The organism is Labrys sp. F242 (assembly GCF_057813875.1).
The window spans coordinates 317,183-338,291 of the sequence record NZ_JBVASG010000001.1; the positions used below are offsets into that span (position 1 = coordinate 317,183).

General features: G+C 63.0%; 21 protein-coding genes and 1 tRNA gene. 9 read left to right on the plus strand and 13 right to left on the minus strand.

Features of this window, described 5'->3' with window-relative positions; translation table 11 throughout:
- Positions 1 to 254 precede the first annotated feature (254 nt).
- The 3 genes from groL to ACZYTC_RS01540 form a co-directional block, all read right to left on the minus strand.
- Positions 255 to 1,895 carry a chaperonin GroEL gene (gene groL, locus ACZYTC_RS01530; protein WP_434957830.1) on the minus strand — a complete coding sequence of 547 codons (1,641 nt, stop codon included), beginning with the start codon at positions 1,893 to 1,895 and terminating at the stop codon, positions 255 to 257.
- Between the two features lie 41 nt (positions 1,896 to 1,936).
- Positions 1,937 to 2,224 (minus strand): co-chaperone GroES, encoded by a 288-nt coding sequence (gene groES, locus ACZYTC_RS01535; protein ID WP_149253952.1) that lies wholly within the window; start codon positions 2,222 to 2,224, stop codon positions 1,937 to 1,939.
- Positions 2,225 to 2,513: 289 nt separating this feature from the next.
- Positions 2,514 to 3,392 carry a DMT family transporter gene (locus ACZYTC_RS01540; protein WP_488988751.1) on the minus strand — a complete coding sequence of 293 codons (879 nt, stop codon included), beginning with the start codon at positions 3,390 to 3,392 and terminating at the stop codon, positions 2,514 to 2,516.
- 637 nt (positions 3,393 to 4,029) lie between these two features.
- On the opposite strand from ACZYTC_RS01540, the gene hemA reads away from it, so the two are divergent.
- The 3 genes from hemA (at position 4,030) to ACZYTC_RS01555 (ending at position 7,535) form a co-directional block, all read left to right on the plus strand.
- Positions 4,030 to 5,256, plus strand: coding sequence for a 5-aminolevulinate synthase (hemA, locus tag ACZYTC_RS01545; protein ID WP_434959691.1), 1,227 nt, complete (start codon positions 4,030 to 4,032; stop codon positions 5,254 to 5,256).
- Between the two features lie 312 nt (positions 5,257 to 5,568).
- Complete coding sequence (locus ACZYTC_RS01550) at positions 5,569 to 6,606, plus strand: glycoside hydrolase family 25 protein (RefSeq protein ID WP_434957828.1); 1,038 nt, start codon at positions 5,569 to 5,571, stop codon at positions 6,604 to 6,606.
- Between the two features lie 83 nt (positions 6,607 to 6,689).
- A complete protein-coding gene (locus ACZYTC_RS01555; protein ID WP_434957827.1) occupies positions 6,690 to 7,535 on the plus strand; it encodes an alpha/beta fold hydrolase in 846 nt (281 codons plus the stop codon).
- A gap of 83 nt (positions 7,536 to 7,618) precedes the next feature.
- Here ACZYTC_RS01555 and ACZYTC_RS01560 read toward each other — a convergent pair whose 3' ends face one another.
- Entirely contained in the window at positions 7,619 to 7,804 is a 186-nt protein-coding gene (locus ACZYTC_RS01560; RefSeq protein ID WP_488988752.1) for a hypothetical protein, read from the minus strand.
- Positions 7,805 to 8,003: 199 nt separating this feature from the next.
- Positions 8,004 to 8,507 (minus strand): DinB family protein, encoded by a 504-nt coding sequence (locus ACZYTC_RS01565; RefSeq protein ID WP_488988753.1) that lies wholly within the window; start codon positions 8,505 to 8,507, stop codon positions 8,004 to 8,006.
- Between the two features lie 92 nt (positions 8,508 to 8,599).
- Between ACZYTC_RS01565 and ACZYTC_RS01570 the strand changes: the two genes are divergently transcribed.
- Positions 8,600 to 9,502 (plus strand): LysR substrate-binding domain-containing protein, encoded by a 903-nt coding sequence (locus ACZYTC_RS01570; RefSeq protein ID WP_441770305.1) that lies wholly within the window; start codon positions 8,600 to 8,602, stop codon positions 9,500 to 9,502.
- 22 nt (positions 9,503 to 9,524) lie between these two features.
- Here the strand turns inward: ACZYTC_RS01570 and ACZYTC_RS01575 are convergent, their stop codons facing one another.
- The 3 genes from ACZYTC_RS01575 to ACZYTC_RS01585 all read right to left on the minus strand — a co-directional run bounded on the left by ACZYTC_RS01575 (position 9,525) and on the right by ACZYTC_RS01585 (position 11,885).
- Complete coding sequence (locus ACZYTC_RS01575) at positions 9,525 to 10,172, minus strand: glutathione S-transferase family protein (RefSeq protein ID WP_434957823.1); 648 nt, start codon at positions 10,170 to 10,172, stop codon at positions 9,525 to 9,527.
- A 96-nt stretch (positions 10,173 to 10,268) separates the two neighbouring features.
- Positions 10,269 to 11,564 (minus strand): UDP-N-acetylglucosamine 1-carboxyvinyltransferase, encoded by a 1,296-nt coding sequence (gene murA, locus ACZYTC_RS01580; RefSeq protein WP_434957822.1) that lies wholly within the window; start codon positions 11,562 to 11,564, stop codon positions 10,269 to 10,271.
- Positions 11,565 to 11,723: 159 nt separating this feature from the next.
- Complete coding sequence (locus ACZYTC_RS01585; protein WP_454815515.1) at positions 11,724 to 11,885, minus strand: hypothetical protein; 162 nt, start codon at positions 11,883 to 11,885, stop codon at positions 11,724 to 11,726.
- A 100-nt stretch (positions 11,886 to 11,985) separates the two neighbouring features.
- On the opposite strand from ACZYTC_RS01585, the gene ACZYTC_RS01590 reads away from it, so the two are divergent.
- Positions 11,986 to 12,060 (plus strand) — tRNA-Thr (locus ACZYTC_RS01590).
- A gap of 237 nt (positions 12,061 to 12,297) precedes the next feature.
- On the opposite strand, the gene ACZYTC_RS01595 is transcribed toward ACZYTC_RS01590, so the two are convergent.
- Together ACZYTC_RS01595 and ACZYTC_RS01600 are read right to left on the minus strand one after the other, a co-directional pair.
- Entirely contained in the window at positions 12,298 to 12,576 is a 279-nt protein-coding gene (locus tag ACZYTC_RS01595) for a hypothetical protein (RefSeq protein ID WP_434957820.1), read from the minus strand.
- Between the two features lie 164 nt (positions 12,577 to 12,740).
- Positions 12,741 to 12,989, minus strand: coding sequence for a hypothetical protein (locus ACZYTC_RS01600; protein WP_488988754.1), 249 nt, complete (start codon positions 12,987 to 12,989; stop codon positions 12,741 to 12,743).
- A 216-nt stretch (positions 12,990 to 13,205) separates the two neighbouring features.
- Here ACZYTC_RS01600 and ACZYTC_RS01605 point away from each other — a divergent pair, with 216 nt between their 5' ends.
- The gene (locus ACZYTC_RS01605) at positions 13,206 to 14,639 is read left to right on the plus strand and encodes a C69 family dipeptidase (protein WP_488988755.1); all 1,434 of its coding nucleotides are present in this window, start codon (positions 13,206 to 13,208) and stop codon (positions 14,637 to 14,639) included.
- On the opposite strand, the gene ACZYTC_RS01610 is transcribed toward ACZYTC_RS01605, so the two are convergent.
- Positions 14,596 to 15,927, minus strand: coding sequence for a hypothetical protein (locus ACZYTC_RS01610; RefSeq protein WP_488988756.1), 1,332 nt, complete (start codon positions 15,925 to 15,927; stop codon positions 14,596 to 14,598). The two genes, ACZYTC_RS01605 and ACZYTC_RS01610, sit on opposite strands and share 44 nt — an antisense overlap.
- A gap of 258 nt (positions 15,928 to 16,185) precedes the next feature.
- Here ACZYTC_RS01610 and gndA point away from each other — a divergent pair, with 258 nt between their 5' ends.
- Positions 16,186 to 17,610 (plus strand): NADP-dependent phosphogluconate dehydrogenase, encoded by a 1,425-nt coding sequence (gene gndA / locus ACZYTC_RS01615; protein ID WP_434957816.1) that lies wholly within the window; start codon positions 16,186 to 16,188, stop codon positions 17,608 to 17,610.
- Between the two features lie 560 nt (positions 17,611 to 18,170).
- Here the strand turns inward: gndA and ACZYTC_RS01620 are convergent.
- Complete coding sequence (locus ACZYTC_RS01620; protein WP_434957815.1) at positions 18,171 to 18,497, minus strand: hypothetical protein; 327 nt, start codon at positions 18,495 to 18,497, stop codon at positions 18,171 to 18,173.
- Positions 18,494 to 18,793, minus strand: coding sequence for a transcriptional regulator (locus ACZYTC_RS01625; protein WP_434957814.1), 300 nt, complete (start codon positions 18,791 to 18,793; stop codon positions 18,494 to 18,496). Before ACZYTC_RS01625 ends, ACZYTC_RS01620 begins: the two co-directional genes overlap by 4 nt.
- A gap of 298 nt (positions 18,794 to 19,091) precedes the next feature.
- Here ACZYTC_RS01625 and ACZYTC_RS01630 point away from each other — a divergent pair, with 298 nt between their 5' ends.
- A complete protein-coding gene (locus tag ACZYTC_RS01630; RefSeq protein WP_488988757.1) occupies positions 19,092 to 20,204 on the plus strand; it encodes a mandelate racemase/muconate lactonizing enzyme family protein in 1,113 nt (370 codons plus the stop codon).
- 25 nt (positions 20,205 to 20,229) lie between these two features.
- Positions 20,230 to 21,099, plus strand: a complete 870-nt coding sequence (locus tag ACZYTC_RS01635; protein WP_488988758.1) for a substrate-binding domain-containing protein — start codon at positions 20,230 to 20,232, stop codon at positions 21,097 to 21,099.
- The last annotated feature ends 10 nt before the right edge of the window (positions 21,100 to 21,109 follow it).

A 21,109-nucleotide genomic window follows, 5' to 3' on the forward strand; every position in this document is an offset into this window, starting at 1 on the left:
AGTGTCCGGAAAGGGATCGGAGGTACTTGGAGGATGGTAGAAAAAAGAGAGGAGGTCTCCCAGATTTAATCTCCTCGGATGCCGGTTCAAGGGCAGCTGTTGATCGGTCTGCTCACGGAAAAGAAAAAGGGCGGTACCTTGCGGCACCGCCCTTCGTCAAGTCAGAGAGGAAGCCGGACTTAGAAGTCCATGCCGCCCAATCAAGTCCGGCTTGCCGGACTTGATGATCTTTCGCTTTTGGGCGAATGGACTTCTTAGAAGTCCATGCCGCCCATGCCACCGCCCGGCATTGCCGGAGCAGCAGCGCCCTTGTCCTTCGGCGCTTCGCCGATCATCGCTTCCGTGGTGATCAGGAGCGAAGCCACCGAAGCGGCGTCCTGCAGCGCGGTGCGCACGACCTTGGCCGGATCGACGATGCCCTTCTCGAGCAGGTCAACATATTCCTCGTTCTGCGCGTCGAAACCGAAGGTCTTCGACTTGTTCTCGAGGATCTTGCCGACGACGATCGAGCCTTCGACGCCCGAGTTCTCGCAGATCTGCCGGATCGGGGCTTCGAGAGCCTTCTCGACGATCTTGATGCCGGCGCGGATGTCGGAGTTGTCGGAGGTCAGCTTCGAAACCGCAGCCTTGGCGCGGAGCAGAGCCGTGCCGCCGCCGGGAACGATGCCTTCCTGAACGGCCGCGCGGGTGGCGTTCAGAGCGTCATCAACGCGGTCCTTCTTCTCCTTAACTTCCACTTCGGTGGAACCACCGACGCGGATGACGGCAACGCCGCCGGCGAGCTTGGCCAGGCGCTCCTGGAGCTTCTCGCGGTCGTAGTCGGAGGTGGTCTCTTCGATCTGAGCCTTGATCTGAGCGACGCGACCTTCGATGTCCTTCTTCTTGCCGGCGCCGTCGACAACCGTCGTCTTTTCCTTCTCGATCGTCACCTTCTTGGCGCGGCCGAGCATCTGGAGCGTGACGGTTTCGAGCTTGATGCCGAGGTCGTCGGAGATCACCTGGCCGCCCGTGAGGATGGCGATGTCTTCCAGCATGGCCTTGCGGCGGTCGCCGAAGCCCGGAGCCTTGACGGCGGCGATCTTCAGGCCACCACGCAGCTTGTTGACGACGAGGGTGGCGAGAGCTTCGCCTTCGACGTCTTCAGCGACGATGAGGAGGGGCTTGCCGGTCTGCACGACGGCTTCGAGCACCGGCAGCATGGCCTGGAGGCCCGAGAGCTTCTTCTCGTGGATGAGGATATAGGGATCCTCGAGGTCCGCGATCATCTTCTCGGCATTAGTGATGAAGTACGGCGACAGGTAGCCGCGGTCGAACTGCATGCCTTCGACGATGTCGACTTCGGTGTCGAGGCTCTTGGCCTCTTCGACCGTAATCACGCCCTCATTGCCGACCTTCTGCATGGCCTTGGCGATTTCGCCGCCGATGAAGGCGTCGCCATTGGCCGAGATCGTGCCGACCTGGGCGATTTCAGCCGAGTTCGCGACCTTCTTGGAGCGGTCAGCGATGTCCTTGATGGCAGCGGTGACGGCGAGGTCGATGCCGCGCTTGAGGTCCATCGGGTTCATGCCGGCGGCAACGGCCTTGGCACCTTCGCGGACGATGGCCTGGGCCAGCACGGTAGCGGTGGTGGTGCCGTCGCCAGCGGTGTCGTTGGTCTTCGAGGCGACCTCACGCACCATCTGGGCGCCCATGTTCTCGAACTTGTCAGCGAGCTCGATCTCCTTGGCGACGGTGACGCCGTCCTTGGTGATGCGGGGTGCGCCGAACGACTTTTCGATCACGACGTTACGGCCCTTCGGGCCGAGCGTGACCTTGACGGCATTGGCGAGAATGTCCACGCCGCGCAGCATCTTGTCGCGCGCTTCCGTGGAGAATTTAACTTCCTTGGCAGCCATTTGGGTGTCCTCAGAATGAATGGGGAGATGGTAGCTGCCGTTTAGGCAACGATACCCATGATGTCGGATTCCTTCATGATGAGGTAATCCTCACCATCGAGCTTGATCTCGGTGCCCGACCACTTGCCGAACAGCACGCGATCACCAGCCTTGACATCGAGGGGAGTGAGCTTGCCGGAATCATCGCGGCCACCGGGGCCGACGGCGATGACCTTGCCCTCCTGGGGCTTTTCCTTGGCGGTGTCAGGAATGATGATGCCGCCCTTGGACTTTTCCTCGGCATCGACGCGCTGTACGACCACGCGGTCGTGGAGCGGACGGAACTTCATGTTGGTCTTCCTCTTGTGCGAGGGGCTAGGCCCCTTGGTCCACATCGAAGGGATTTTATGAAAGATCGTTAGCACTCATTGAATGCGAGTGCTAACGACTGACCCGGATTTAGTCAGCCCCCTCGGGACTGTCAAGGAGCGCGCCCGTAAACAATTTTAGCCAAAGCGAATTTGGTGAATGGCGCGCCCGAAGCATTTTGCGATTGGACGCGGACGCCGCGCCTCGCAAAGACCCATCGAAACAGCAAACTAGGGCAAAACAAGCGTTCTCGCCTGAACGCGCTTTGCTCTATGCCGCGCGAGCCCGTGGGACGCTGAAAGTTGCAAACAGGCAGGCGGCCATGATCAGCGTGGCGCCGGCGAGCGTCCAGTTCGTCGGCACTTCGGAGAAGATATAGTAGCCAAAGATCATCGCCCAGACGAAGGCGGTATATTCCATGATGCCGAGCCGTGCGGCATGGCCGCGCGCATAGGCCCAGGCCAGGCAGAGATGGCCGAATGTGCCGAACAGGCCGACGGTGGCGGTAATCAGCCAATGTTCCAGCTTGACCGGCTGCCATTGCCACAGGCCGGCCGGCAGCACGAACAGGAAGGCGAAGCAATTGGAGAGCATCACGATGGTCAGCGTCGAATCCTGGCTCGACTGCTGACGCATCAGCACCATGGAGAGAGCGTAGAAGAAAGCGCAGCCGAGCGCCGCCAGGAGGCCGATCACGTCGAAGGCATGAGCCTGGCTGGCCTCCTGGCCGCGAGCAATCACCAGCACGCCGGCAAAGCCGACGAGGATGGCCACCAGCGCCCGCACGGCGATCGCCTCCTTCAGGATGATGCGCCCCAGCACGGCCATCAGCAGCGGGGCGAGGAAGGTGAGCGTGATTGCCTCGACCAGCGGCAGCCGCGAAATCGCCGTGAAGAAACAGGCCGCCGTCGCCAGGACCACCACGGCGCGCAGGGCGTTGCGCTTGAGCGCTGCGGGAGTGGGCCGGCCCTTGGCGAAGAGCAGGTAGATCACCAATGCGACCACGGCCCCGGCGCCATAGCGCATGGTGATTGCCTGCATCAGCGGGTAGGTGGTCGAGATCACCTTCATGCCGGTGTCGAGAAAGGCCAGGAAGGTGACGCCCAGCCCCGACATCAGGATGGGGCGCAACGACGCCTCGTTCCTCATGGCCGCACCTTCGGGGCGACGGCTAAGCAGAGTTTCCTGGCGCGGCCCACGGATGGGTCTCGCCAGGAAACTCTGCAAATGTTTGATATCTTGCAGATTCCTCCTGATCGGACCCGTGGCCCGATCAGGAGGAATCTGCTTGGGCCATGATATGCGCAGGCGCGGCTTGTCGGCGGCCCGACAGCGGTGCCGCCACCGTTACGGGCTGCGCGGATCTCGATATCGGGCAAAAACACGGGAACAACCGCTGCGTGTCAGGAAACCTTGTTTCCTTTCATTAATGAGGAAGGGGGTGAATCGTCCATTGGGTGGCGAAAATATTTCTTGGCTTCGCTTCTTTTCCGCGACCGGATTCTTTCCCACGCGTTTGGCGGGAAGCACTTTCCAGCAATCGAAGCAAGACGGGCCGATGGCTTGCTCCTATGCTTGGTGCGTGAGATTGCGATGCGTGCGAAAGCGCAAGGACCCGCGACCAATCGCCGTCTTTACTGTCCATGCTGGTGCATCGGCCCAAAATTCGGGTTATGACTGGGCTAGATTGGAAGAGTTCGAAGCGAGCATTGGCTTCTTCGGTCAGCGTCGCCGGGTTTGGGGCAGGCTCCGTAAATCCGGTTCAAGGCGAGTTTGGGTTGAGATGATGAACTACACCGCGATTTTCGAAACGGCTGTCGACGCTCTCCGGCGTGAGAAGCGCTATCGTGTCTTCGCCGATATCGAACGGATCGCCGGGCGTTTTCCCCACGCCCTCTGGCATGCGCCCGAAGGCTCGCGCGAAATCGTGGTGTGGTGTTCCAACGATTATCTCGGCATGGGGCAGCACCCCGGCTCGATCGCCGCCATGGTCGAGGCCGCGCAGCATCTGGGCGTCGGCGCCGGCGGTACCCGCAACATCTCGGGCAACAGCCACCAGGTGGTGACGCTGGAGCGCGAGCTTGCCGACCTCCACGGCAAGCAAGCCGCATTGGTCTTCACCTCCGGCTATGTTTCGAACCAGACCGGCATTTCCACCCTCGGCAGGCTGCTGCCTGATGGTCTGATCCTGTCAGACCAACTCAACCACAATTCGATGATCGAGGGCGTACGGCAATCGGGCCGCGAGAAGGTGATCTTCCGCCACAACGATCTCGACCATCTCGAAGACCTCCTGCGCAAGGCTGGCAAGGAGCGTCCCAAGCTGATCGTCTTCGAGAGCGTCTATTCCATGGATGGAGACGTCGCGCCGATCGGACGGATCTGCGATCTGGCCGCGCGCTACAATGCCATGACCTATCTGGACGAGGTTCATGCCGTGGGCATGTATGGCCCGCGCGGCGGCGGTATCGCCGAGCGTGACGGTCAGATGGGACGCGTCGACGTGATCGAGGGCACGCTCGCCAAGGCGTTCGGCACGCTCGGTGGCTATATCGCTGCGAATGCCCCCATCATTGACGCCGTGCGCTCACATGCACCGGGCTTTATCTTTACCTCGGCGCTGCCGCCGGCCGTGGCAGCGGCGGCTCAGGCCTCCGTCCGTCATCTCAAGGCCTCGCAGAGCGAGCGCGCGGCCCAGCAGGCCAATGCGGCCCGCACCAAGGCGGCGCTGGCCAATGCCGGCCTGCCGGTAACGATTTCCGAAACCCATATCGTGCCGGTGATCGTGGGCGATGCCGAACGCTGCAAGGCTGCCAGCGATCTGCTTCTCGCCGAACACGGCATTTACATCCAGCCCATCAACTATCCCACCGTGCCGCGCGGCACCGAGCGCCTGCGCATCACGCCGACACCCTTCCATGGCGAGGAACTGATCGCCGAGTTGACGAAGGCACTGGTGGCGGTGTGGCACAAGCTCGATCTGCCCTTCCGGCTGCGTGCCGCGGCGGAATAAGCCCGCCTCTGAAACTCGGCTTCTCCTTATTGCGAACGGCGTGAAGCACTCCGGCGCGTTGCGAGCGCCTGGCGGCGCTTGCGATGACGGCATGGGCCGAGACGGAGCAGCCGGCCGAAAACAAGCCGTGGCGGTAACCATGATTGCTAGCCGAAAAGTTACCATGTTCCGGGAATGGCGCGCCTTGTGGCGCGAAATCAACGGTGAGGCGCCCTGATTCAATCTTTGTTGGCGATTTGCGCACAAACGTTTCGTTACGGCTTCCGGGGGGACTGGGGCCGATCGTTCCGGCGTTTGTTGACGTGAGTATCCATGCGCGTACTGGGTCTGCCAGCCATTCTCGTCGCCTGCCTCGCTCTGGCGAGTTGCAGTGCCATCAGCGGCGATCCTGACCGGCCCATCCGGCCGCCGGAGACCACGGGCTCGGTTGCTTCCTCCATTCCGGCGCCGCCGGAGCCGGAACCGATCCAGCAGCCACTCCCCGAGGGCGTGCCGCCGGACACGGTGGCCATGGCGTCGCCACCGATTTCCAGGCCGCCACTGCGGCCCGTGACACTCCCCGTCGAGCCCGCGGCAGCGACCATGGCCGCGCCGGTGATCAAGCAGAGCCTGCGCGAGCGCATCTATGGCCGCCGCTTCCGGGATGCCAAGCCGATCAATTTCGGCAAGGCTTCGCCGCGCGCCTTCGCGGTTCACGGTGTCGACGTCTCGCGCTGGCAGGGCGACATCGACTGGCAGACGCTGCGCCAGCAAGGTGCCAACTTCGCCTTCATCAAGGCGACCGATGGCGGCGACCATCTCGATCCCCTCTTCAGGCGCAATTGGCGGGCTTCGCACGAGGCCGGGCTCAGGCGCGGCGCCTATCATTTCTTCTATTGGTGCCGCAGCGGCGCCGAGCAGGCACGCTGGTTCATCCGCAACGTACCGCGTGTCGACGGGGCGCTGCCGCCAGTGCTCGATGTCGAATGGAATGCCGACTCGGCCTGCAAGCGGCGGCCGTCGCCCGCCGAAATCGTTGAAAAGATGCGCGTGTTCCTCACCATGGTGGAACAGCATTACGGCCAGCGACCCATCATCTACACGGCGCCGGGCTTCTATCACGACAATCTGGAAGGCGCCTTCCTGGACTATCCCTTCTGGCTGCGCTCGGTCGCCCAGCATCCTTCCAAGGTGTTCGAAGGCCGGAGATGGATCTTCTGGCAATATTCGGGATCGGGGCTCTCGCATGGTGTCAGCGAGAAGATCGACCTCAACGTCTTCAACGGCAGCGCCGAAGCGTGGTATCGCTGGGTTGATCAGAATACCGGTGGAGGAAGCCCAGGCTCCGACCGTTATGCATCCCGAGAATAGATCACTATTTTAATAGACTTTGACGTTGGTGTGTAAATGATGGATCGTCGGCTCGATCGGATTTCGAGTCGAGGGGCCTTCCAATGCGCATCATCCTTGCCGCCTTTTCCGCCTGCGTCCTGCTTTTAGCCTCCTTCGGTGCGGTCCGGGCGGCCGAGCGCTGGGAGACGCTGCCGCCGACGCCGGCACCCGTCACCAAGGGCAGCTTTGCCGATATCAACGGCATCAAGCTCTATTACGCCACCCTGGGAAAGGGAGCGCCGGTCGTGCTGCTGCATGGCGGCCTCGGCAATTCGGACTATTGGGGCCTGCAGGCCAAGGCCTTGGCGCGCCGTCACAAGGTGATCCTTGTCGACAGCCGCGGCCATGGCCGCTCGAGCCGGGATACCAAGCCCTATGGCTATGACCTGATGGCCGATGACGTGGTCGCCCTGCTCGACAAGCTCAAGATCAAGCGGGCCGATGTCGTCGGCTGGAGCGACGGCGCCATTCTCGGCATCGATCTCGCCATCCGTCATCCCGACCGCGTCGGCAAGATCTTCGCCTTCGCGGCGAACACCGTGACCTCCGGTGTCAAGGACGGGGTCGACAAGAATCCTACCTTCGCCGCCTATATCGAACGGGCCGGCAAGGAATATGCCAAGCTGTCGCAGACCCCGAAGGAGTATGAGGCCTTCGTCGGCCAGATCAGCCAGATGTGGGCGACACAGCCGAGCTGGACCGATGTGCAGCTCAAGGCGATCAAGACGCCGGTGCTGGTTGTTGATGGCGATCGTGACGAGGCGATCAAGCGCGAGCATACCGAATACATCGCCGCCACCATCCCCGGCGCCGGCCTTTTGATCCTGCCCAATGCCAGTCACTTCGCCTTCCTGCAGGATCCGGCCCTGTTCAATGCGGCGTTGATCGGGTTCCTAGACGGGAAATGAGCACGGGCTTGCCAAGTCCGGCTCATGCCTAAAATGTTTCCCGGCCTGCTCCGAGAACGCGCAAGAAAGCGTGAAGCGGCAATCTATGCCGATCGCTCTTCGTGATCGGAGGGCACCGGCTTGCCGCTCGCCATCGCTTTGAGGCGTTGCAGGAGCATGCGGAAGATGCCCGGCTTCGGTTTCCCGCCAGTGAGGAGGAAGCCATTATGCCGGGGTGCATGGCACCAATGGCGGCCCCAGGGATCGTCCTGATAGTCGGTGCTGGACATGTGTCGAACTCCGCTAACCGTTGTCAGACAGAGTATAGGATTTGTCTGCTGACCGCAGCCTGTCAGCAGTCGCAGGGTTTCAACCACCATCTTGCCGCTAGAGCGTTTTCCAGAAAAGTTGATAGACTTTTCGATTAAGAAAACGCGCTAAAACGAGGAGTTAGAGAAAAGGTGCAATTCAGAAAAATCGCACTTTGCGCTAGATTCGGCGATCCGGATCGGACCGGTGCAGATAGCCCGCGAAAACGTCCACGGAAGCAGCCTCGACAATCTGCGGCAGAATCCGGCCGATCTCACCGCGGTGATAGCCGGCATGTGTGACGACATGGGCCAGCATTTCCTCGCGCGACATGCGTCCGGGCTGCCCATCCGTGAACCTGAAACGAACGGTCTCCCGTAATTCCTCAGCCGGCAGGCCGGCGATGTAATCGACATAGGCGCTGTCCGTCTGGCGAATATCAGCGGAAAGATCCTTCAAGGCCGGCAGGTCGTCCGGTTCATTGTCGTCATAGCCATGGCTGCGCCCCTCTAGATGCGCCATGAAGATGCGATCGACGATATGGGCATGATTGAGGATGCGCAGCGCCGCGCCGAAACCAGGGAGCGGGCCAGCGCGCTCTACCTCGATCATCGCGTCCAGCATGAGATCGTCGGCCCAGGCCTTGTAGCGATATAGCGACATCAGAAGGGTCTGCGAGCCCATGCCGTCTCTCCGTCTTGTTCGGCTGCAGCAGACTTGCATCGGCAGCGTATTCGCGCAAATTCGAATTTGACGCTCACGAATAAGCAGATGTTATGGGACCTCCGATCAATCTGAGACAAATCGAGGCCTTCAGGGCCGTCATGCGCACCGGCCGGATGACCTTGGCGGCGGAGCTGATGTCGGTGACGCAGCCGGCTGTCAGCCGCCTGATCGCCGATATGGAGCGTGCCACGGGCCTCATCCTGTTCGAACGCAAGAGCAATCAGATCAGGCCGACCCGCGCTGCGATCGATTTGATACAGGAAGTGGAACGGGCCTTTATCGGCCTGGACAGGATTGCCTTCCTCGCCCAGGAGATCAGGCGGCATTCGGCCGGTACCCTGCGGATCGCAGCCATGCCGGCCTTGGGCAATAGCCTGCTGCCGCGCTTCCTGGCCCGCTTCCTGCGCGACAAGCCGGGCCTGAACGTGTCCTTGAATGCGCTTCCTTCCGCCATGGTGATCGAGGCGGTGGCGTCAGGCCAGGCCGATATCGGTTATGCGGATGAGCCGCTCGACAGGCGCGGCTTTGTCATCGAGCCTTATCCGGCTGCCGCCATTGCCGCGCTTCCGGCAGGCCATCGTCTGGTCGGCAGGCCGGTCATCGAACCAGGCGATCTTGCCGGCGAGCGCGTCATCAACCTGGATCCCGGCACGCTGTTTTCGATGCGGGTGGAATTGGCGCTTGCCGGGGTGCCACGCCTGGCCAAGCTCGAAACAGGGCTTTCCTATACGGCCCTCACCTTGGTGGCCGAAGGCGCGGGCATCGCACTGGTCGATCCGGCTTCTGCAAGCGAGTTCACGAGCCGGGACATCGTCTTTCGCCCCTTCAGCATCTTCATCGATGCGGGCTTCCAGATGATTCGCTCGGCAAACCAGACCGGTATCGAGGTGGCGGAGCGTTTCGCCAGTGAGTTCAGCGCCTATCTGAAGGAGCGCCTCGACAAGACGCTCTAGCTTGGGAGCGGATCAATGTTTCTCAGTAGGCGAGCCGGCCATGAAGATCGTCGAATGGCATCATCACATGCTCCCGATAGGGGGCACGTGTCGCCAGGTTCTCGTACCATGCCTGCACATTCGGGATTTCAGGGCGCGGAATATCGAGATTGAAATAGCGATAGAGTGTGGTGCCGACGGTGATATCAGCCAGGCTGAGATGATCGCCCAGCATATAGTCCCTGCCTTTCAGCCAGCGATCGAGCAGCAGGAAATGAGCACTGCAGTGCTCGATGCCGCGGCGGATGCGTGACCAGTCCCTCTGTGCTTCCGGCGTGCGGTAAAAGCCCCAGAACACGTCGGACAGGAAGGCCGGTTGCAGGGCAGTCTGCGACCAATCCATCCAGCGCTCGAATTGTGAGCGGTCGCCGGCGCCATCAGGCCAGAAACGTCCGGCTCCGAATCGAGCGGCGAGATAGCGCAGGATCGTGTGTGATTCCCACACGATAGTGCCCGCATCTTCGATAAGCGGCACTCGGCCATGCGGGTTCAGCGCCAGGAATTCAGACGTATCCAGGCCGCCGAAATCGCCGCCCGCCGGAATATGTTCGTGGGCGATTCCGAGTTCGCCGACCAGCCACATTACCTTCTGGACGTTGAAGGAATTTTGGCGTCCCCAGATTCTCAGCATGCTCGACGGTCCGTTACGCAAAAGGGGCGCGAACCGACATGGCAGCGCCCCTTCAGAAGATAACCAGGCCGGCATACGCTGGCGAAGTGGAAAATCTCAGCCTTCGCCGGAAATGCGCTCGATCTGGGCACCGCAGGCGGCGAGCTTGCGCTCCAGGCTCTCGAAGCCGCGGTCGAGGTGATAGACCCGGTTGACCACGGTATCGCCCTGGGCCGCCAGGCCGGCGATCACCAGCGACACCGAGGCACGCAGATCCGTCGCCATCACCGGGGCACCCTTGAGGGTGCTGACGCCTTCGATGATCGCCGTCTGGCCGTCGAGATGGATATGGGCGCCGAGGCGAGCGAGTTCCTGCACATGCATGAAACGGTTCTCGAAGATCGTCTCGGTGATGCGCGACTTGCCCTTGGCCTTGGTCATCAGGCCCATCAGCTGGGCCTGCAGGTCGGTGGGGAAGCCCGGGAAGGGTTCGGTGGTCACGGCCACCGGATCGATGCCGTGACCATTGCGGCGCACGCGGATGCCCTCATTGGTGGCGGCGATCTCGGTTCCAGCCTCGCGCAGCACGTCGAGCGCATTCTCGAACAGCTCGGGCTGGGCGCCTTCGAGCATGACGTCGCCGCCGGCCATCGCCACGCACATGGCGTAGGTGCCGGCCTCGATACGATCGGAGATGACGCGGTGATGCGCACCCTGCAGGCGCGAGACACCGGTGATCTCCATGGTGGCAGTGCCGGCGCCCTTGATCTTGGCGCCCATCTTGATCAGGCAGTCGGCGACATCGACGATCTCGGGTTCACGCGCCGCATTGTGGATGACGGTGGTGCCCTCGGCCAATGTCGCGGCCATCAATGCGACATGGGTGCCGCCGACCGTGACTTTCGGGAAATCGATCTCTGCGCCTCTCAGGCCGTTCTTCGCCTCGGCGACGGCATAGCCGTTTTCGATCTCGATCTTGGCACCGAGCCGTTCCATCGCCATCAGCAGGAAGTCGACCGGGCGCGTGCCGATGGCGCAGCCGCCTGGCAGCGAGACGCGGGCACGGCCCATGCGGGCGAGCAGCGGGCCGAGCACCCAGAAGCTGGCGCGCATGCGCGAGACCAGCTCGTAGGGCGCTGTGGTGTCGACGATGGATCGGGCATCGAGGCGCACCGTCTGGCCGGTCAGTTCCAGCTCGCCCGGGCGCTTGCCGGCGATGGTGACGTCGAGGCCGTGATTGCCGAGGATGCGGGCAAGCAGGGCGACGTCGGCCAGGCGCGGCACATTGGTGAGGGTGAGCACGTCCTCGGAGAGCAGACTCGCGATCATCAGCGGCAGGGCAGCGTTTTTGGCGCCGGAAATCGGAATGACGCCGTGAAGCGGCGCGCCGCCGGTGATCTTGATTCGATCCATGTTCGATCCTTCGGAATGGCCTCGGCCTCGCCCGTGATCGGCGCATTGGCGGCCGGAAGGCAAGCAGTCGAGCAACGTAAGAGATAAGGTTAACCGGTTTGAGTAAACGAAGCGCAAAGGCCGGACAAGGGCGAAGCCGGGGCGGAATCGCGGCAGGGCCTATTCGGCATCGTCCTGTGGCATTTTCGCATCGGCGTCGGCGATTACCCGGCTTTCACTCGACACGGCGTCACGCCCGCGCGACTGGCTCTTGCGCCGGCCGAGATTGGCGCGCAGGGCTTTGGCGAGGCGCTCGGCTCGCTTTTCGGCCTCGGTTTTCACGGGTGTTTTCATCAAATGACGACTTTATGCAGCAACCGGCTTGCGCGGAAGCCTCCCTTGTGGCACTAGAGCGCCGCGCCGGGCAAGTACCTTGGCAGAAGCTGCAGTAGCTCAGTGGTAGAGCACTCCCTTGGTAAGGGAGAGGTCGAGAGTTCAATCCTCTCTTGCAGCACCATCTAAATCCTTGAAACAATTGATTGTTTATGCTGTGGCTTCGGCTGGTTGAGCCGTCCATTCAAGCTGTCCGCCCTCGGCCGGGCTCTCCGAAAACGAGGAGGTCGAGGCTGTTCGGGCGAAAGCAGATTCGCCGGGAATCTCCCTCGTCCGAGGAAGAGATGCGGGCAAAATGAAACGGGCCGGATGTCCGGCCCGCATAAGCATCGTCCTGTGGCTCGGCGAATGCCAATCCCCCTCAAACTTCTGAGCGGGCCAGCTTCTTGGCTGGTGGGCGCAGATCATAGGTCGCTTCCAGCTCGGCGAGCATATCCGGCAAGGGCTTCGCGCCGGCCGCAAGAGAAGGAGCTTCCTCGGTCACATCGCCGTTGCGGAGATGCTCCTGCCACTGAGCCTCGCTCATCTGGCCGGAGAGATAGCAGGCGCGAAGAAGATTGGCTTGTTCGGAGGTCATTGCAATCGATTGGGTGAAAAGAAACGGACATCGCCATGATAAAGCGAGGCGTCGCGCGGCCAAGTCAGCAATTAGGAGTTGGCCTGCCCCGAAAGGACTAGGCTGAAGGGAGTACGCTTCGCCCGGGGCCGTGATGAGGCCGCATCAAGGAAAGTCTGTGATGCCAGGCGCAAAGGCAACGAGGTGGAAAGGCTGGCCCCGACTGAGGGGGCAGCCGATCGTCCTGCTCAGGCGAGCGCAACTGGACGTATGGCGATGCCAGGGAGGCGCGTTTCGATCTGTTCTGAAGCCGTTGAAGTTGCTGATGTGGTTGACGTTGCGTTAATCCTCCGCTCGTTCAAGACGAACCAGCGATGAGCAATTAAAATTACGAGAGCTACAATAAGATCGAGGACGATCATGCTGAGCATGGTCGAATTAAAAAAATAACTGAACCAGTCGCTGGAAATCTGAGCGTTTTGCGAAATATCTGTCATTCCCTGGTTGAACTCCAGTTCACCTGCAGCGCCCCGCCGCCCGGTAGCCTTACGCTAGGGATGATTAGGTTGCACAAAGGTTAACGCATGTCTCGTTATTCGACCGTGACGGCGCGCACAGGGCGCGCGGCACGATGCCGCGTGACCTTTGGCGGAATGACGGCCTACCTTGTCGGCGCCCCTCAGGGCTGTTGAATTCCAAGGCGGAGGCCGGTGGTGAGCTACGGTCTTTATATCGGCAGGAACCATACGGCGGATGGGATCGCCTATCTCGCCGGCTATGGGGACGAGCCCTCGAGCCATTGGCTCGAGCTCGTGCCTCGATGCCGGCATGCGGCGGATGCGCGGATTGCGGTCGGCGTGACGCCTCAGGCCGATCTGCCGGGACAGATGAGCGAGGTTCCGCAGGTTCCCGAAACGGCGCGGCATCTGCGCGTCAGCTACAGCTACTACAAGGGGGTGCCGGCCCCGCTCACCAATGGCGGCCTCAACGAACATGGCGTCGCCGTGCGCGACATCTGGTCATCCTCCCGCGCCGAACTGGTGGCGATGACGCCATCGGACCAGACCGGCCCCAATTACAGTGACCTCGCCCGCTTCGTGCTGGAGCGGGCGCACACGGCCCGCGAGGGCGTCGAGATCATCGCCGATCTGATCGCCCGCCATGGCTATGCCGATTATGGCGGCAATTCGCATCTGATCGCCGATGCTGACGAGGCCTGGGTGGTGATCGAGTTCTCGGGCGGCCAGGGCTTGTGGGTGGCGGAGCGTCTCGGGCCGGATGCCATTCGCGCCTCCCGGCCCGGCTATGTCGGGCAGGTGCCGGTCGAGGACCCGGCGCAGACGGATTTTCTCTATCCACCGCATTTCGTCTCCTTCGCGCAGGAGCACGGCTGGCACCGGCCCGGTGCGCCTTTCGATGCCAATGCCGTCTATGGCGACGGCAAGGGGCGCTGGCCCGGTGTGCAATGGATCGAAGAGGAAATGACGGCACGGGCAGCCCGGCCGGAGAAGATCGGCCTGGCGGACATCTTTTGGGCCGTGCGCACGGAGCGGCTGACCGGCGACACTGCCGGCTACGGCCAGGTGGTGCCGCTGCTGGGCGTGATTCCCGAGGCCTTGCGCCTCATCTGGCACACCCAGGTTGGCGCGGTGGCGGCACCTTTCGTGCCGGTGTTCCTGGGCATCGAGACCGTAGCGGAGGAATATCGTCAGCACCGCTATCTCAGCGACGGGGAGGCCTCGCGCTTCCTTGACACACGCCATGCCGAGAAGGGGCGCCCCGAAACCTTGTCGGCGGTGCCGCAGGGCATCGAATCGACCCGTTCGGCCAGCCTCGCCGGCAAGCGGCTGCTCAATCTGCTCTTCCAGCACCACGAAGCCTTCCTGCCCGAAGCCCTGACGCTGTGGCAGGCGATCGAGGCGGTGCTGGCGGCGGAGCAGGCGAGAATCGCACGCAGCGCCGCGGTGCTGATCGAAGCCGGCGAGCCGAATCTCGCCGCGCATTTGCTCACCTATTTCACCAACACCGAACTGCGGCGCGCCCTCGATACCATGGAGCAGTTGGCGCAGGCCCTGGAGACCAGGACACGCTATCTCTTCGGCTTCAGGACTGAACCCGTCCCGCGTGCCCCGGCGCAAGTGTGGTGATGCGTGCCGAGCGGCCCAGCATCGCCGCCGCCCCTGCAAGGCTGAGCACCAGGGCGAAGGGAATAAGGCGGAAGGTGAAGGGCGCATGCTGGATGCTATGGTTGGCCTTCAGTTCCAGCACCAGCAGCGGCAGGACTGTCAGCACCAGAACGCCGAGCATGGCCGCTGCCTGGCCGCGCCGCAGCGCTACCGAGAACAGCGCGAGCCCGGCCAGGAGGCAGGCTGCGATCGGCCACCAGCCCAGAGGCATGGTGGCGCTCTCGAGCAGCAGTTCGTAGAGGCTTTGCAGGGGCCGGTAGACACCGTCGCCGCCGCCGAACCAGCGGGCGAAATCCTGGCTCGGTACTGAGGTCTGTTCGCCGAAGATCCTGCCGGCGACCACCACCAGGACCCATTTCGCTGCCCACATGGCGATATAGCCGGCGATAACAACGCCCTGCAGAAGGATCGCCTGCACCAGGCTGGCGCCGAGCGGGCGCTGCTCGGCCAGCACGGCGCGCAGCAGAAAGGTCCAGCCGAGTACGTAGGCCAGAAGGTCGGGATTGTAGAGAAAGTCGAAGAAATTGTAGATCGCCCCCATGGCGAAGGCCCAGGGTGCGAAGCGAAGCAGTTCCATCGGGCCCTGTTTGCGCAAGGCCACCGCCCAGCACAGCAGGAGGACCGAGAGGGAGACCATGTGGGTCGGGGTGAGGCCTGATATCGGCAGGTCCGTCATCACCAGGCCCAGGGCCGTAACGGCAACCAGCGTGGCGATCCGTGCCGCGCTTGCCGTGCCGCGGATGACGGGAGGCAGGAACGGAGCCAGCACCAGAAAGGCGCAGAGCATGAGAAAGGCGCCGCCCCAAAGCTGCAGGCTGCGATAGGAGAAGAACGACAGGAACGGTTCGGTGACGAGGCGATAGCCGTGCCAGTAGCGCGAATAGGCGAAATGCGGCTGCTCCGTGCCGGCAAGCTGTTCTCGCAAGCTGTCGCAGATCGATCTCGGCGGCTGCCAGAGCAGGGCCGGGGATTGCAGCGTGAAGGTGATGGGATTGCCCGCGGCTGGAGCGATCGCCGTCGAGAGGCCGATGCATTCGCTGAAATGGCTGAGCCGGTGCTGCCCGATGCGCTCGATACCTTCCCGATCGCCGAAGGACTGGCTGGCGATGGCCGCCCGGACCGCTTCCTGGATGGCCTCGGGCCGGCGCAGGCCGTCGGCCAGCCCCAGCGAGAGGCAGGCCAGCACGACGATGATGGCGAGAGCGGCGAGCGCCTGCGCGACGGTTTTGGCGATGGCGGTCAAATCCACGCAGAGAGCCCCGGGCTTTGGTAGCAAGGCGCTGGACCTGGCGGCAAATGCCGTATTTTGTCAAATCGGTCGGGACAGCCTGCCGTTGAACGAGCGGGCGGCTTACCGGTTTGTTGGAAAGACTTCATGGCGCGATTGCCCAAATATTCAGCGCTTCCGCGGGTGGGGAGGCCTGTACATCCTGGGACAAAGGCGGCATAGCGCAAGGAAAGGATCGATGTGCTCGGGGCACCCCGGGCAAACAGGGAGAAGCCGAAAATGGCACAGGCAGATATCGCAGTCATCGGCATGGCGGTCATGGGTCGCAACCTCGCCATGAACATTGCCGAGAAGGGATTCAAGGTTGCCGTCTACAACCGTTCCTCGGCCCGCACCGATGAGGCCTTGGTCGAGGCAGGTGATCTCGCCGGCAACATGATTGCCTGCCGTTCGATCGAGGAACTGGTCGCCGCCCTCAAGCCGCCGCGTGCGTTGCTGCTGATGGTGAAGGCGGGTGCTGCCGTCGACGAGACCATCGCCCAGCTCAAGCCACATCTCGCCAAGGGCGACATCATCATCGATGCCGGCAATGCCAATTACCGCGACAGCGTCGCCCATGACCAGGCCCTCTCGGCGGAGGGTTTCGAATTCCTCGGCGTCGGCGTTTCCGGCGGTGAGGAGGGCGCTCGCCACGGTCCTTCGATCATGGTGGGCGGCAGCCAGAAGGCCTGGGAGCGGGTCCAGCCGGTGTTGACGGCGATCGCCGCCCGCTATCAGGGCGAATCCTGCTGCGCCTATATGGGCCCGGCCGGTGCCGGCCATTTCGTCAAGACGCTGCATAACGGCATCGAATATGCCGACATGCAGATGATCGCCGAGGCCTATGGCCTGATGCGCGCCGGCTTGGGCATGACGCCATCGGCCATCGCCGACGTGTTCGAGGGCTGGACCAAGGGCCCACTCGCCTCCTATCTCACCGAGATAACCGTGCAGGCCCTGCGCACGACCGATCCCGCCACCGGCAAGCCGCTGGTGGACATCATTCTCGACAGCGCCGGCCAAAAGGGCACGGGTCGCTGGTCCGCCATCGAGGCGCTCGATCTCGGCGTGCCGGCAAGCGCCATCGCCGCGGCCGTCGAGGCGCGCGGCCTTTCCGGCATGCGCAGCCTGCGCCAGGCGGTGAACGGTGTCCTCGGCGATGCCGAGCGGGCCGCGATCGGCACGGCGACGCCCGAGATCATCGCCGAGATCGAGAAGACTCTGCTGACCGGCAAGATCCTGGCCTATGCCCAGGGCTTCGACGTCCTGGCCGCCGGTTCCAAGCAGTTCGGCTGGAACCTGCCGCTTGCCGAGATCGCCAAGATCTGGCGCGCCGGCTGCATCATCCGTTCGCGTATGCTCGACAGCATGTCGCGCGCCTATTCGGCGACGCCGGCGCCCGAATCGCTGATTCTCGATCCGGATTTTGCCGGCGAGCTCAAGGCGAGCCTGCCGGCCGCGCGCAAGATTCTCGGCCTTGCACTCGCCAATGGCCACCCGGTGCCGGCCCTGACCTCGGCCCTCAACTATCTGCAGCAACTGCGGGCCAGCAGAGCCACAGTGGACCTGGTGCAAGCCCAGCGCGACATCTTCGGGGCCCATGGCTTCGAACGCATCGACCAGCCCGGTGCCCATCATGGCCCCTGGCACACCGGTGCCGAGTAACGCTTGAGGAAAGGGCGGCGTGACCGGCCACGCCTCCCGGGCGTAACCGGTCACACCGCCCTTTCATATCGGCATCGGAAAGCTGTGCCTTCGATCAGAAGCGATTGGGAACGCAGCGCCGGCCGGACGGAGCCGGGTGCATGCCGCGAGGGCAAGCTGGGCGACGATAGGCCGGGGCAGGGCGCTCGAAGCGGTCGGCGCGGCGGAATTCGCAGCGCCCGAAGCGATTACGCTCCATGCCCGGGCCACAGCGGAAAGCAACTTCGTTGACGATCAGAGAGCCTTTCGTCATCGGCGTGGAGGCAGGCATGGCCTGCGCAGCCCCAGCCGTCGCGGCGATGAATCCAAGAGCGGCAGCAATCTTTACAATTCTTAACATAGTATCCGTCTCCGTTGGTGAATATTAACTGCCGCCCAGCCTATGTAACGTAAGGGAATGTTACGTTATCCGGTATAGGGATACAAGCGACAGGTGTCAATGCACACGAATCTGCCGGGCCAAAATAGGCTCGCACAGCGGACTATGTGGTAAATTTCCGGTATTTCTCCGAAGGGGCAGCCTATTTGCTCGGATTGGCCATCTTCTTGAATACGCTGTCTATGGCGTTCATCAGCAGCCTGTCGGGCTGGTGCTGGCATTCGCTCTTCACCGCCAGGATGATGCCGTTGCCATCGGTGCGGCTGCCGACCCAGTGATTGTCGTTGCGGCTGTTGAGCCCGGTCCACCAGCCGAGAATCCAGCTATTGCCTTCCCCTTCGAGGCGGGTGGTGGAGAGCCAATATTTGCACGGCATCGTGCCGAGGCCGAGCGCCATATAGTCATAAGCCTGGGCGGTCGGCGTACCGATGAAAGCCGCCGCTGCCGCCGCCAGATAAAACTTCCTCACCCTTCATTCCCGTCGCTGACATGATCGAATTGCGCGCCTTGTAGCAGGCGATGACGGGCCAGGCGGACGCCGACGCCCCGGCCATGCTCCGAGATGAATTCCACCCCTCCGGTTTCGAGCGCCCGGCGGATGGCGGCGGCGTTCGCGCTGGTGATCTGCGGAATGTCGTCAAAGGCATCGGCTCGCCGGATTGTCGCCACGCCGAGGCTCGAGGCATCCGCCAGCTTCTGGGCAGTCCAGCGCAACAGGGCACGGCCGGCCCGGATCTGCGCACCGGTAATCGGGGTAGCATGCATGACGTCAGTCCCCTCTCTTATCGGATGATCGGATAGCGATCACGACTATACGCTGCCCGCCGATGGGACGGAACCGGTTGCATGGCGGGTGCGCCGACAAATCCGTCGATTCCTGCAGCCCCTCCCAGACGATGCCCGTGTCATAATGCATATTCCATGCACTATGCTTGACTTTGCGTATGCCGGCCGCTCTGATGACCTCGAAACAGAGCCAGGACATATTCTGATTTCAGCCGCGTCTGCGCGGGCCGGGATCCAGGATAGCAGAATGCCTCGGCAAGAAAGAGGGAGGCCTCGCATGGCCAGGATCGAACGCATCGAATTGTCGATGGTGGTGCTCGAACCCAAGGTGAAGCGGGTCGACGCCATCCAGTCCTTCGTGGCCCAGGAGACACCGATCGTCCGCGTCTTCGACAGCGATGGTGCCGTCGGCATCGGCTATAGCTATACGATCGGCACGGGGGGGCATTCCGTCCTGGAACTCCTGGCGCGCACGTTCGCGCCGGCGCTGATCGGGCGCGAAGCCGCCATGGTCGAGCAGATCTGGCGCGATCTGCTCTTCCTCAGCCATGCGACCTCGGTGGGCGCCATTACCTCGCTCGCTCTTGCCGCGGTCGATACGGCGCTGTGGGACCTGCGTTGCCGCAAGGCCGGCCTGCCCCTGCATGTCATGGCCGGCGGTGCCCAGGACAGGGTCCGGCTCTACACCACCGAGGGCGGTTGGCTGCAACTCGACAAGGAGGCCATTGTCGCCGACGCCCTCAAGGCCAAGGCCGACGGTTTCGGCGGTTGCAAGATCAAGGTTGGCCGTCCGGTGCGCGAAGACGTGAATCGCCTCATCGCCGTGCGTGAAGCCGTCGGCGAGGGCTTCGAAATCTTCACCGATGCCAACCAGGCCTTCGCTGTGGACGAGGCGATCCGGCGTGCCCATCATTATCGCGAGGCGGATATCGGCTGGTTCGAGGAGCCGCTGCCGGCCGACGATGTCGATGGGCACGTTCGCCTGGCCGCTTCCACTTCGATCCCGATCGCGGTTGGGGAAAGCATCTACAGCCCGTCCCATTTCCGCGATTATCTGCAGCGGCGCGCCTGCTCGGTGGTGCAGGTCGATGTCGCCCGCATCGGCGGCATCACGCCCTGGCTCAAGGTGGCGCATATGGCGGAGAGCTTCAATGTCGCGGTCTGCCCGCATTTCCTGATGGAACTGCATGTCGGTCTGTGCTGTGCCGTGCCCAATGCACGCTGGGTGGAATACATTCCCCAGCTCGACGGCGTGACGGGCAAAGCAATGCGCATCGAAGCCGGCTATGCGCTGCCCTCCCCAGAGCCGGGTCTGGGTATCGACTGGGACGAAGGGGCCCTTGCCGCCTTGCAGGCCGAGGGGTCGGCGAGGCGGATCACGGCGCGCTGATCGAAAGAGGGGAAGGAGGAATGTCATGGCAAGGCGGCTGAGGCTCCAGTTCATCGCCGTGACCTGTGACGAGGATTTCTTTCGCCCCGTCCGCAAGGGCATGATGGATGCCGCCGCCCTGATGGATGTCGAGGCGGTGTTCACGGGAACCAAGGGGGTGGACACCGAGGAAATGGCCGAGCTCGCCCGCCGGGGCATGACTGATGGTGTGGACGGGCTGGCACTCGTCGCCTTCGACGGCGCCGCCTTCGCTCCCGTGGTCGCCGAGGCCCATGCCAGGGGCATTCCGGTGGTGGCCTTCAACATCGACCAGGGCAGGGGCAGCGCCGGCACGCTCAGCGGTATCGCGCAGGATTTCGGCGCGGCCGGCCGGACCCTTGGCCGGCGGGCAGCCGCTTCCATCGCTCCAGGCAGCCGCGTGCTGCTCACTCTCCACGATGCCGGCATCTCGGCGCTGGAGGAACGGCGCGACGGCATCACGGCCGCCCTGGAAAGATCTGGCATCGAGTGGATCGAGACGGTAACCGGTCATCAGGTCGAGGAGGCCACCCGGCATATCCAGGCGGTCCTGGCCAGAGAGCCCGGCATTTCGGCGATTCTCGCCACCGGGCAGGCCGACACCGAAGCAGCCGGGCTGGCGGCGGAACAGGAAGGCCGGGCGCTTTATGTCGCCGGCTTCGACCTGTCGCCCGCCATATTGCGGCTGATCGAAGCGGGACAGCTTGCCTTCACCATCGACCAGCAACCCTATGCCCAGGGCTTCTATCCGGTGATTCAGCTCGTGCTCAATCTGCGGTATGGCTTGATGCCGGCAAGCCTAGATGCCGGAGCCGCCATCGTCGACCGCGACAATGCAGCCCGGATCCGGGCCCTGTCGGAAGCGGGCTACCGTTGAGCGGGTGACG

What these genes read in the sequence shown, in the direction of transcription:
- murA (WP_434957822.1), bottom strand. Translation starts at nt 11,564, where the DNA reads ATGGATCGAATCAAGATCACCGGCGGCGCGCCGCTTCACGGCGTCATT.
- gndA (WP_434957816.1), top strand. Translation starts at nt 16,186, where the DNA reads ATGGCACAGGCAGATATCGCAGTCATCGGCATGGCGGTCATGGGTCGC.
- groL (WP_434957830.1), bottom strand. Translation starts at nt 1,895, where the DNA reads ATGGCTGCCAAGGAAGTTAAATTCTCCACGGAAGCGCGCGACAAGATG.
- ACZYTC_RS01560 (WP_488988752.1), bottom strand. Translation starts at nt 7,804, where the DNA reads ATGTCCAGCACCGACTATCAGGACGATCCCTGGGGCCGCCATTGGTGC.
- ACZYTC_RS01575 (WP_434957823.1), bottom strand. Translation starts at nt 10,172, where the DNA reads ATGCTGAGAATCTGGGGACGCCAAAATTCCTTCAACGTCCAGAAGGTA.
- ACZYTC_RS01570 (WP_441770305.1), top strand. Translation starts at nt 8,600, where the DNA reads ATGGGACCTCCGATCAATCTGAGACAAATCGAGGCCTTCAGGGCCGTC.
- ACZYTC_RS01555 (WP_434957827.1), top strand. Translation starts at nt 6,690, where the DNA reads ATGCGCATCATCCTTGCCGCCTTTTCCGCCTGCGTCCTGCTTTTAGCC.
- ACZYTC_RS01550 (WP_434957828.1), top strand. Translation starts at nt 5,569, where the DNA reads ATGCGCGTACTGGGTCTGCCAGCCATTCTCGTCGCCTGCCTCGCTCTG.
- ACZYTC_RS01635 (WP_488988758.1), top strand. Translation starts at nt 20,230, where the DNA reads ATGGCAAGGCGGCTGAGGCTCCAGTTCATCGCCGTGACCTGTGACGAG.
- hemA (WP_434959691.1), top strand. Translation starts at nt 4,030, where the DNA reads ATGAACTACACCGCGATTTTCGAAACGGCTGTCGACGCTCTCCGGCGT.
- ACZYTC_RS01540 (WP_488988751.1), bottom strand. Translation starts at nt 3,392, where the DNA reads ATGAGGAACGAGGCGTCGTTGCGCCCCATCCTGATGTCGGGGCTGGGC.
- ACZYTC_RS01625 (WP_434957814.1), bottom strand. Translation starts at nt 18,793, where the DNA reads ATGCATGCTACCCCGATTACCGGTGCGCAGATCCGGGCCGGCCGTGCC.
- ACZYTC_RS01600 (WP_488988754.1), bottom strand. Translation starts at nt 12,989, where the DNA reads ATGACAGATATTTCGCAAAACGCTCAGATTTCCAGCGACTGGTTCAGT.
- ACZYTC_RS01630 (WP_488988757.1), top strand. Translation starts at nt 19,092, where the DNA reads ATGGCCAGGATCGAACGCATCGAATTGTCGATGGTGGTGCTCGAACCC.
- groES (WP_149253952.1), bottom strand. Translation starts at nt 2,224, where the DNA reads ATGAAGTTCCGTCCGCTCCACGACCGCGTGGTCGTACAGCGCGTCGAT.
- ACZYTC_RS01565 (WP_488988753.1), bottom strand. Translation starts at nt 8,507, where the DNA reads ATGGGCTCGCAGACCCTTCTGATGTCGCTATATCGCTACAAGGCCTGG.